Origin of the sequence: Staphylococcus sp. GDY8P94P (genome assembly GCF_017892255.1) — a bacterium.
GTDB classification, from domain to species: Bacteria; Bacillota; Bacilli; order Staphylococcales; family Staphylococcaceae; genus Staphylococcus; species Staphylococcus cohnii.
In genome coordinates, this window is record NZ_JAESKU010000018.1 from 84,575 (window position 1) to 95,923 (window position 11,349).

At 31.1% G+C, this 11,349-nt stretch carries 13 protein-coding genes, 2 tRNA genes and 1 rRNA gene; all 16 read left to right on the forward strand.

Annotation, left to right across the window (positions count from 1 at the left end; translation table 11 throughout):
* Positions 1 to 145 precede the first annotated feature (145 nt).
* Entirely contained in the window at positions 146 to 625 is a 480-nt protein-coding gene (locus tag KA926_RS12235) for a PH domain-containing protein (RefSeq protein ID WP_107384543.1), read from the forward strand.
* Positions 618 to 2,123 (forward strand): PH domain-containing protein, encoded by a 1,506-nt coding sequence (locus KA926_RS12240; RefSeq protein WP_119535824.1) that lies wholly within the window; start codon positions 618 to 620, stop codon positions 2,121 to 2,123. Before KA926_RS12235 ends, KA926_RS12240 begins: the two co-directional genes overlap by 8 nt.
* Positions 2,116 to 2,607: a PH domain-containing protein gene (locus KA926_RS12245; RefSeq protein WP_210144536.1), complete on the forward strand. Its 492-nt coding sequence runs from the start codon at positions 2,116 to 2,118 to the stop codon at positions 2,605 to 2,607. Before KA926_RS12240 ends, KA926_RS12245 begins: the two co-directional genes overlap by 8 nt.
* A 35-nt stretch (positions 2,608 to 2,642) precedes the next feature.
* Positions 2,643 to 2,993: a holo-ACP synthase gene (acpS, locus tag KA926_RS12250; protein ID WP_107384540.1), complete on the forward strand. Its 351-nt coding sequence runs from the start codon at positions 2,643 to 2,645 to the stop codon at positions 2,991 to 2,993.
* A 105-nt stretch (positions 2,994 to 3,098) separates the two neighbouring features.
* On the forward strand, positions 3,099 to 4,247 hold the full coding sequence (gene alr / locus KA926_RS12255; RefSeq protein ID WP_107386317.1) for an alanine racemase: 1,149 nt from the start codon (positions 3,099 to 3,101) through the stop codon (positions 4,245 to 4,247).
* 87 nt (positions 4,248 to 4,334) lie between these two features.
* Complete coding sequence (gene mazE, locus KA926_RS12260; protein ID WP_019468009.1) at positions 4,335 to 4,505, forward strand: type II toxin-antitoxin system antitoxin MazE; 171 nt, start codon at positions 4,335 to 4,337, stop codon at positions 4,503 to 4,505.
* Positions 4,502 to 4,864, forward strand: a complete 363-nt coding sequence (locus tag KA926_RS12265) for a type II toxin-antitoxin system PemK/MazF family toxin (protein ID WP_019468010.1) — start codon at positions 4,502 to 4,504, stop codon at positions 4,862 to 4,864. The genes mazE and KA926_RS12265 overlap by 4 nt, the downstream gene beginning before the upstream one ends.
* 343 nt (positions 4,865 to 5,207) lie before the next feature.
* Positions 5,208 to 6,209, forward strand: a complete 1,002-nt coding sequence (locus KA926_RS12270) for a SpoIIE family protein phosphatase (protein WP_107384538.1) — start codon at positions 5,208 to 5,210, stop codon at positions 6,207 to 6,209.
* 68 nt (positions 6,210 to 6,277) lie between these two features.
* Positions 6,278 to 6,604, forward strand: a complete 327-nt coding sequence (locus KA926_RS12275) for an anti-sigma factor antagonist (RefSeq protein WP_019468012.1) — start codon at positions 6,278 to 6,280, stop codon at positions 6,602 to 6,604.
* 1 nt (position 6,605) lies between these two features.
* Positions 6,606 to 7,088, forward strand: coding sequence for an anti-sigma B factor RsbW (rsbW, locus tag KA926_RS12280; protein WP_019468013.1), 483 nt, complete (start codon positions 6,606 to 6,608; stop codon positions 7,086 to 7,088).
* A complete protein-coding gene (gene sigB, locus KA926_RS12285; RefSeq protein ID WP_107384537.1) occupies positions 7,063 to 7,833 on the forward strand; it encodes an RNA polymerase sigma factor SigB in 771 nt (256 codons plus the stop codon). The genes rsbW and sigB overlap by 26 nt, the downstream gene beginning before the upstream one ends.
* Positions 7,834 to 7,977: 144 nt before the next feature.
* A complete protein-coding gene (locus KA926_RS12290) occupies positions 7,978 to 10,128 on the forward strand; it encodes a Tex family protein (RefSeq protein ID WP_210144539.1) in 2,151 nt (716 codons plus the stop codon).
* Positions 10,121 to 10,573, forward strand: a complete 453-nt coding sequence (locus KA926_RS12295) for a SprT family protein (RefSeq protein WP_107505347.1) — start codon at positions 10,121 to 10,123, stop codon at positions 10,571 to 10,573. Before KA926_RS12290 ends, KA926_RS12295 begins: the two co-directional genes overlap by 8 nt.
* A 350-nt stretch (positions 10,574 to 10,923) precedes the next feature.
* Positions 10,924 to 11,006 (forward strand) — tRNA-Leu (locus KA926_RS12300).
* A gap of 33 nt (positions 11,007 to 11,039) precedes the next feature.
* Positions 11,040 to 11,113, forward strand: a tRNA-Gly gene (locus tag KA926_RS12305).
* Positions 11,114 to 11,255: 142 nt separating this feature from the next.
* A 16S ribosomal RNA gene (locus KA926_RS12310) occupies positions 11,256 to 11,349 on the forward strand; the annotation flags it as partial.

Consider the following 11,349-nt stretch of genomic DNA (forward strand, 5'->3'; position numbering starts at 1 on the left):
GACGCGTTAAAAACGATTAGAAAATGTATATAACTATAAAAACAATTAGAAACTATTTGAATGATCATCTAGTTCTAAGACTATAATGAAGCAAGCATATCGCTATGTTATAATGAATTGAAAAATTTTATTAAGGAGTGTAATTATGACTAACGACCAACAATTTAGGCGAAGCCCTAAGCAAGCAATGAGATATTATTACATACTTGAAGTTATTGAATTGATTGTTAGTTTAATATTTATGGTGGCATTAGTGTTTTTATGGAGTCATTATAATTGGTGGCATTTTTTAATTTACATATTTATTGCAATAATACTATTTGATGTTATCTATATGCTATTAAGACCTTGGTTGAAGTATAAATACACATTTTATTGTGTAAAAGACCACTATATTGAAATAAAAAAGGGATTATTTTTTAAAAAGTATGAAATTGTTAAATTTGAGCGTACACAATTTTTAAAAAGAAAAAGCAATCCATTATTAAGACAATTACATATATCAAAGCTAACTTTGATGACAGCTGGACATTCACTCGATTTCCCATTGATGTTAACAAAGGAAATTGAAGTATTTGAACATAACATTTTAGAATACTTACGAGGAGCTGATTACGATGTATAGTCCTCAAAAATTACATCCAATTTCTTATATTACTGGAATAATAGAAGCGATTAAACAAAATATTATTTTAATTATCATTTTTTTAGTTTTTAATTTACGTAACTTTGATTTTACTGATTATAAATCATATATTTATCCAGGAATTGTTACTATTATTTTTTTAATCTCGTTTGTATTACAAATATTAAAGGTTTATAACACTAGGTACTGGATTGAAAATAATCATTTTATCTTGGCTACAGGTATTTTTAGCAAAGAAAAAAAAGAGTTAAATATACGGAGAATTCAAACGCTAGATACCTCACAAGGTATTATTAATCAAATTGTTGGTGGGGTAATACTTCAAATTAAAACACCAAGTGATGGTATAGAGTTAGATACTGTATCAAAAAAGCAAAGTGATTTTATCCAGCAAACCTTAAAAGAAAAACAACAAAGCTTAACTCAAAATAGCGAAATCAGTGACACTGATAGTTCGTTTGCAGAGCAGGATACTGAAAAAGAGCAAAATATGCAGTCACCCGCTATTAATATCTATAAATTAAATTTTAAAGAACTTTTATTTATGGCTTTAACGAGTGGTGTAATTGGTGTAGCTTTTGCAACACTTTCACCAATTATGTTTGCACTTAATGACATTATACCTTGGGACAAAATTACAGATACATTTTCTGAAATCTTTCAAGCTACGTTTATGATTATTTTAATGATTGTTGTATTGGTCATTGTAGCAAGTTATATTTTTGGAACTGTCATTGAGATAATAAGAAATTTCAATTATACGGTTACGCAGCAAGGTACACAATTAAATATTCAATATGGTTTGTTTAATGTTAAAAGCATTACTGTACCCACTGACCGAGTGCAAGCAATCGTAGAACGTCAATCATTTTTAAGGAAGTTATTCGGCTATACTTCAATTCATTTCGTTATTACCAGTGACATGGACAGTCTAGATAAAGATGATGTTACACTAGGTGGTAATGTTATGATCTTGCCATTTATTAAGAGAAAAAAAGCATTTGAACTTATAAAGCAACTTATTCCAGACATGAAGTTCACTAAACCGAAACTAGGCATGCCTTGGAGAGGGTTTCATAGATATTTTTGGAGAGAGTCACTTGTATTACTTATCGGTGCAGCGATTGCTACTTATTATTGGTCTGTCTGGTCGTTTGTCATTGCAGGGTGCTTAATTTTATTAATGATTCTTCACAGCTTTATCGTTATTAAGTATTCAGGCTTAAACTTAAATCGTGATGAATTAGTTGTACGGAATGTAACCATGTTTGGCTTTAAAAGCACATACTTTAAACACAATAAATTATTAGGGATGCAAATGTCAGAAAATCCTTTTCTAATTCGTAGTAGTCTATCGAACTTTAAGTTTATAATTGCTAAAGCTGCTGGTAGCGCAGAAATAGGATTGAAATATAGTGAGGTTACTAATGTGGAGAAACTAAAGTCGTGGTATTTGAGAGGTGATTTTGATGAATGAATATAGTTATATGGATAAATCTTGTAAAACAGTAATGCGTATTAGTTCTATAATTACAGTAATCCTATTAATTTTTATTTTATCAATTGTTACAATAATTGATAAAATATGGCTACATTTCATAAGCTCTAAAGTATTGTTTTGGTTATGGACGATAAATATCACACTTGCATTAATTGTTATAATTGTTGGTGGGATTATAGCACCAATTTATAGATATAAAATATTTAGATATAAGCTAGAAAACCAAGAAATAACGGTTAGAAATGGTTTGTGGTTTGTTAATGTAGTGAACATCCCTTTGTTTCGTATTCAAAATGTAGATACACGTGAAGGTATCTTAATGCGAAAATATAATTTAGCGAGTTTAACCTTGTCTACAGCTGGTGGGAATACTGAAATAAAGTTAATTGACAAAAATAAAGCAAATGCTTTAAAGCAAGAAATAAAAAATGGTAATCATTCTATGCAACAAAGTTTATAATATAAATACTTGTCATAGAAAGTTAGGAGCAGCTAATGATATATGGTATTGGCATTGATTTAATTGAAATTGATAGAATAAAAAAACTTTACCACAGACAAGACAAATTAGTAGAACGTGTTTTGTCAAAAAATGAGCAAAATTGCTTTCACCAGTTTAAAAGCGAAGCTCGTAAAATAGAATTTTTAGCGGGAAGGTTTACCTGTAAAGAAGCTTTTAGCAAAGCGCTTGGTACCGGACTCGGAAAAAAGATTGCATTAAATGAAATTGACTGTTTTAATGATGAACTTGGTAAACCATGTATAAATTATGATGGTTTTACAGTTCATGTAAGTATTACACACACAGAACATTACGCGATGAGTCAAGTCATTATAGAAAAATAAAACTATTTTAATATAAAGATTTGGCTATCTCTATTTAATTGTTATAAACTTAACTTAATGTATGTCAAAGCGTAATTTTATTTTTTGAAATGGAGGTCTCGTTTCATGACTGATAAGTATTATAGATCCACCTATTTAAACGTAGATTTAAATGCAATTGTGGCAAATTTTCAGGTTTTTCAAAAATTACATCCAAATAAAACGGTGATACCAATCGTAAAAGCAAATGCTTATGGGCTTGGTAGTGTGAAAATAGCGCGTCATCTAATGGATCATGGGGCTGATTTTTTTGGCGTAGCAACTTTAGATGAAGCGATAGAATTAAGAATGCACGGTATAGATGCCAAAATTTTAATACTGGGAGTTATACCTACATATAATATAAATAAAGCTATACAACACCGTGTAGCCATTACTGTTCCATCAAAAGCATGGTTAGTTGAAGCATTAGAAGAAATTCCAGTAGATAACGACAAAGATTTATGGTTGCACGTAAAAATAGATACTGGTATGGGAAGATTAGGTATTAAAGATACAAATGAGTACAAAGAAGTTATTGAGCTGATTAATAATCATGAGCATTTAGTATTTGAAGGCGTGTTTACACATTTTGCATGTGCAGATGAACCTGGAGAATCGATGAATCAGCAACAAAGTTTATTTGAATCAATTGTAAAAGAAGATGAAAAACCACAATATATACATTCACAAAATTCTGCAGGTGCATTGATGAAAGATAGCCAATTCTGTAATACAGTACGGGTGGGTATATCATTATATGGTTACTATCCCTCAGGATATGTCAAAGACAGTGTGAAAATACATTTAAAACCAAGCGCACAATGGATTAGTGAAATTGTACAAACAAAAGTCTTACAACATGGAGAATCTGTAAGTTATGGCAGTATTTATACAGCAACAGAACCTACAAAAATAGGTATCATTCCCGTTGGATATGCAGATGGTTTTCCAAGAATGATGACCGGATTTTCTGTCAATGTTAATGGCAGACAATGTGAAATTATTGGAAAAGTTTGCATGGATCAAATAATTATTAAAATTCCAGAAGAAATTCAAACAGGAGATAAAGTGATATTGTTGGATCATCATTCAGACAGTCAACAATCTGTGGAAGCGCTGGCATATCAACAACATACAATCAATTATGAAGTTTTATGTCGTTTAAACAGAAGGTTACCACGTATATATTATGGTACCCAAGACCTAGAAATCCTCAATGAATTACTAAAATAGTATAGTCACTGTATTTAAAATTTGTTATTATATATCTAACAAGAAATCTCAATATATTCTATTTTAGTCACATGGAGGTCTTTATTCATGGCAAGTTTTAATCAAAACAGAAATCATAGTATTGAACAACTTTTAAAAGAAGGCTATTCTCAAATGGCTGACTTGAATCTCTCCCTTGCGGCGGAAGCATTTCCATTTGAATGTGAAGCTTGCGATTGCAATGAAGTCTACATTATATCTAAGAATAACAATGAATGATGAGAAGAGGAGACGTTTATTTAGCTGATTTGTCACCAGTACAGGGTTCTGAACAAGGGGGAATAAGACCCGTAGTCATTATACAAAATGATACTGGTAACAAGTATAGTCCTACCGTAATTGTAGCTGCAATTACAGGTAGGATTAATAAGGCTAAAATACCCACACATGTAGAAATAGAAAAAAGCAAGTATAAACTCGACAAAGATTCTGTTATATTGTTAGAGCAAATACGGACTTTAGATAAAAATAGATTAAAAGAAAAGCTGACATATTTATCTGAAGAAAAAATGCAAGAAGTTAATAATGCTATAGATATTAGTCTAGGTTTACATAATATTAGAAATCATAGAACATAATTTTTAAAAGCGAGCGTAATAAAATAACGAATGATAGACATCAATTCCTTATACATGCAACAAACACTTAATCGCAAGATAATTTGAAATAGAACAGAGAAAACATATCATGTGTTTGTAATCAAATATTTTTGAATAGGATGTTTAAGTTGAAAAGCTTTAGGTTATCCTAAAGCTTTTTTCGATATCAACGTAAATCATATATTTAAAAATATTTTGTTTTGCTAGAAATAAAAACTGTATTGCTTGTTTAATCATTTAATACACATACATATAACAGAATATATTCATGTTAAAACCGATGTATGCGATTTATATTTGCATTTTGAGGAGGAAATACTGAGTGAAAGAGTTCAAAAATCAATATAAAGCGCTAATTGACGAAAGTCTACACACAGTAAATGAGACAGATTTATTAAAAAAGTGTGAAGGCTTTACTGAAGAAGTGAAAAGAAAAGACTTACTACCTGAAGACATCGTTGAAATTCATAAAAATTATGTTCAAGTCTTAGAGTTAGATAATGAACAAATTACTCAAACATTCAATGTGCTTAAAGAGGTAGTAAAAGGATTTGGCTATAATTATAGAGATTATCAAGATCTTGTAAATCGATTACAATATCATGATAAAGAAATCGACTTAGCATCTCGTTTACAACAAACTATGCTTAAGACTGATATTCCTCAATTTGATAGTATACAAATCGGTGTAATTTCTGTAGCGGCGCAAAAGGTGAGCGGTGATTACTTTAATTTAATAGATCATAAAGATGGTACAATGAGCTTTGCGGTAGCAGATGTTATAGGTAAAGGTATACCTGCTGCTTTAGCTATGAGTATGATCAAATTTGGTATGGATTCATATGGACATTCACAATTGCCAAGCGATGGGCTTAAAAGATTGAATCGCGTAGTAGAAAAAAATGTGAATCAAAATATGTTCGTAACGATGTTTTATGGATTATATGAAGAGTTAAATCACTTGTTATATTGTAGTTCTGCCGGCCATGAACCGGGGTATATTTATAGAGCTGAAACTGAAACATTCGAAGAAATTAAAGTGAGAGGTCGTGTTTTAGGTGTCAGCCAACAAACAAGATACAATCAGCAAGAAATACCAGTTCATTTAGATGACTTAGTCATCATTTTTACAGATGGTGTCACTGAAGTTAGAAATGAAGCAGGCGACTTTTTAGATAAAAGCTATCTACTCGACATGATAAAAAAGTATAAACATATGCATCCACAAGATATCGTTCAACTTTTATATGAGGCAATTTTAAAAATACAGAATCCAGAAAAAAGAGATGATTTAACAATATTGATTATAAAAAGAGTGAATTAGAGAAGATTAATGATTAAAATAAAAGGGTATAACGGTTATTAATGAGACTATGCTTAGGAGTGTAATTTATGAATCTAAATATTGAAACAATATCACATGATACACATTATGAAGTCAAAGTTGGCGGAGAATTAGATGTTTATACTGTTCCAGAGCTTGAAGAGGTACTCGTGCCGATGAGACAAGAGGGAACGCATGACATATATGTAAATTTGGAAAATGTAAGTTATATGGATTCAACTGGTTTAGGGCTATTTGTAGGAACATTAAAAGCTTTAAATCAAAATGATAAAGAATTATATATATTAGGTGCTTCAGATCGAATAAGTCGACTATTTGATATCACAGGTTTAAAAGATTTGATGCATGTTAATGAAGGAACGGAGGTCGAATAACATGCAACTTAAACAAGATTATATAGAAATGCGTTTACCAGCATCAGCAGAGTATGTAAGCTTAATACGTTTGACATTATCAGGTGTATTTTCTCGTGCTGGAGCTTCATATGACGATATAGAAGATGCCAAAATAGCAGTGAGTGAAGCAGTAACAAATGCAGTAAAACATGCATATAAAAACGATGCTACAGATATAGGTATGATTAACCTTTGTTTTGAAATTTTCGATGATAAAATTAAAATAGTTATTTCCGATCAAGGTGAAAGTTTTGATTATGAAGAAACTAAAGCAAAATTAGGACCATACAAAGATAATGAAAATATAGATTTCCTTAGAGAAGGAGGTCTTGGTTTATTTTTAATTGAATCTTTAATGGATGAAGTTACAGTAGATAAAAACTCTGGTGTAACCATTAGTATGATTAAGTATATAAAAAAAGAGCAGGTGCGAAATAATGGCGAGAGAGTCGAAATCAGTTAATGACGTATCACCTGAACAAATCAACCAGTGGATAATGGAGCATCAAAATAATGAGAATACAGATGCACAAGATAAACTTGTTAAACATTATAAAAAGTTGATTGAATCATTGGCATATAAATATTCAAAAGGTCAATCTCATCACGAAGATCTCGTTCAGGTTGGTATGGTTGGTTTAATTGGCGCAATTAACCGATTCGACCTATCTTTTGATAGAAAGTTCGAAGCTTTTTTAGTACCAACTGTAATTGGTGAGATTAAGCGTTATCTACGTGATAAAACGTGGAGTGTGCACGTTCCAAGACGAATTAAAGAAATCGGACCCCGTATTAAGAAAGTTACTGATGAGTTAACAAATGAGTTAGAGCGTTCACCTTCTATTGCTGAAATTGCTGATAGGTTAGAAGTCAATGAAGAAGATGTGCTCGAAGCTATGGAAATGGGGCAAAGTTACAATGCTTTAAGTGTAGACCATTCCATAGAAGCGGATAAAGATGGCTCGACTGTTACACTATTAGATATTATGGGGCAACAAGATGATAATTATGATTTAACAGAAAAGCGTATGATATTAGAAAAAATACTTCCAATTTTGTCTGAGCGTGAAAGAGAAATTATACAGTGCACATTTATTGAAGGTTTGAGTCAAAAAGAAACAGGTGAAAGAATAGGTTTAAGTCAAATGCATGTATCTCGTTTACAACGAACGGCTATAAAAAAACTGCAAGAAGCAGCAAATCAATAAAATACATGCTAAAAGCAGAATTCATTCAATGAATTCTGCTTTTTTATACTTCGTTTACTTTTATAAAAAGAATCAATATTACGTAATATGTTAGAATATATTAGTAATAGTAATTAATTTTTTTATTTATGAGTGGAGGATACTATGGATAGTAATTTAATACAATCTATAAAAGAAAAATATAAATTTTCAAGTAAACAAATAAATGCAGTATTAACTTTGCTTGAAGAAAAAAATACGGTACCATTTATTGCGCGTTATCGTAAAGAACAGACTGGCGGTTTGGATGAAGTAGAAATAAAGCAAATTAATGATGAGTACCAATATATGGTCAATCTTCAAAAAAGAAAAGAAGAAGTTACACATAATATAGAAGAACAAGGTCTATTGACTACAGAATTAAAAACTGACATTTTAAAGCAAACTAAGCTACAAAGAGTTGAAGATTTATATAGACCTTATAAACAGAAAAAGAAAACAAGAGCTACGGAAGCTAAGAGAAAAGGTTTAGAACCTCTTGCAAAATGGCTTAAAAGCTCTAGTTTAGACATGACAATAGAAGAAAAAGCAACACAATTTTTAAATGAAGAAATAGAAAATGTAGAACAAGCAATACAAGGTGCACAAGACATTATCGCTGAAAAAATTTCAGATGAACCAAAATATAGAACTAAAATTCTTAAAGATACTTTCCAACACGGGAAAATCGTTACACAAAAGAAAAAGAATGCTGAAGATGAACAAGAAATTTTTTCAATGTATTACGATTATTCAGAACCAATAAAGAAAATTGCTAACCATAGAACATTAGCAATCAATCGTGGAGAAAAAGAAAAAATATTAACCGTCAAAGTAGAAATGGATATTCAGGGAATTGAAAATTTTATTCGTAAGTATGAAGTAATATATCATCACGATGGTTCGAATATCATTGAAAATGCGATTTCTGATAGTTTAAAACGATTAATTATGCCTTCGATCGAAAGGGAAATTAGAGGGGATTTAACGGAAAAAGCTGAAAATCATGCTATTGATGTATTTAGTGAGAATTTAAGAAATCTTTTATTACAACCACCAATGAAAGGTAAACAAATTCTAGGAGTGGATCCTGCTTTTAGAACAGGGTGTAAATTGGCTGTAATAAATCCTTTTGGAACTTTTATTGCTAAGGGAGTTATATATCCCCATCCACCAGTAAATAAAAAAGAAGACGCGGAAAAAACATTTGTTCAATTTGTAAATAATTATGACGTTGATTTAATTGCTATTGGCAATGGTACTGCTAGTAGAGAAACAGAACAATTTGTAGCTTCAATGATTCAGAAACATAAATTAAAAACACAATTTATTATTGTTAACGAAGCTGGAGCTTCCGTTTATTCAGCTTCAGAAGTCGCTCGTTCAGAGTTCCCAGATTTTCAAGTAGAAGAACGTAGTGCTGTTTCGATTGGAAGAAGAGTGCAAGATCCATTAAGTGAACTTGTGAAAATCGACCCAAAATCAATTGGAGTTGGTCAATATCAACATGATGTTAATCAAAAAGCATTGGAAGGCGCGTTAACGTTTGTTGTTGAAACAGCTGTTAACCAAGTGGGGGTAGATGTAAATACGGCTTCACGTTCATTACTGCAATATGTCTCTGGTTTGTCTTCTACTATAGCTCAAAACATAATTTTATATCGTGAAGAAAATGGACCTATTAAACATAATAAGGATATTGCCAAAGTTAAAAGATTAGGTGCTAAAACATTTGAACAAAGTATTGGTTTTCTAAGAATTATAAATGGCAATGAACCTTTAGATAATACATCAATTCATCCAGAAAGCTACCACGCAACCTATCAATTGTTAAATGAAATCGGTTTTGGTGCAGAAGATTTAGGAAATGATGATTTGAAAGCGGCATTAAATCATGTGGATTTGACTAACATGGCTGCAAAACTAAACATTGGAAAACCAACGCTTGAAGATATTATCAAATCATTAATTGCACCTAATAGAGATCCTCGTGATGAATTTGAGACACCAATTTTAAAATCAGATGTCTTATCAATAGAAGATTTATCAAAAGATATGAAATTAAGTGGTACTGTAAGAAATGTCGTTGACTTTGGAGCATTTGTGGATATAGGTGTTAAACAAGATGGACTTGTACACATTTCAAAATTATCTAAGAAATTTGTTAAAAATCCTATGGATGTTGTCAGCGTTGGAGATATTGTCGATGTTTGGATATTAGACATTGATAACAAGAAAGGGAAAGTTTCATTAACTATGATTGATCCTCATGGATAATGAAAAGCTACAAAAATTGACAGAGTATATTTCTATCACAGTTTTTGAAAGGCCTTTTAAACATAGCGCTTATTTTAATAAACGACTTAGAACAACAGGCGGCCGTTATATACTAAACACACACAATATAGAAATAAATAAAAAACAATATGATGCTTTTGGAGAAAATGCCGTTATTGATATTATTAAACATGAATTATGTCATTACCATCTTCATATTCAAGGAAAGGGATATAAGCATAGAGATAAAGATTTCAAGGTGTTAAGTGCACAGACAGGTTCTCCGAGATTTTGTTCAGCAATTGAAAGTTATGAAGATAGGGTTAGATACATCTATAAATGTTCAAACTGTGGTGCGAAATATACTAGAATAAGAAAAGTAAATATAAATAAGATGTTTTGTGGACGTTGTAAAGGTAAACTGATAGAAAAAAAACGTGTTTAAAATCGTGAATTTAATTAAAAAGAGAGTTGATACTTTTCAACTCTCTTTTTAATATGAATCACTTATCATTTGATATTTTTAAATGAAAGTAACCAAATTTATATGAACATTGTGTATTTAAGTGGACAAAACACCTTAAAATGAATATTTACTCTAATTTATTATTTGTATGTGTTGACGTTGTATAATTTATGTTATATGATATTAAACGTTGCGAAAATAATATGAAATTAAATGAAGGAGTTATTAAGTTTGTTAAAGAAATTTTAAAAACTTATTGACAAAACATTTCAAACATATTACAATGAAATACGTTAACTTGATAAACGAAAGTTTTTAGCGTCAACCGAGCGGCCGTGGCGGAATGGCAGACGCGCTAGGTTGAGGGCCTAGTGGGATTTATCCCGTGGAGGTTCAAGTCCTCTCGGCCGCATCAAAATACTTTACATATCATTTATAAAAATATGCGGGTGTAGTTTAATGGCAAAACCTCAGCCTTCCAAGCTGATGTTGTGGGTTCGATTCCCATCACCCGCTCCATTGAGAAATTTTAAAATGAACATTGAAAACTGAATTGCAATATGTCAACGTTAATTCCGATTTCAACATTAAATGTTGAATCAAAACAACGTGTTATTAATAACACAAATTAGTATTTTATGAGCTAATCAAACATCATATTTTTATGGAGAGTTTGATCCTGGCTCAGGATGAACGCTGGCGGCGTGCCTAATACATGTAAGTCGAGCGAACATATAAGGAGCTTGCTCCTTTGA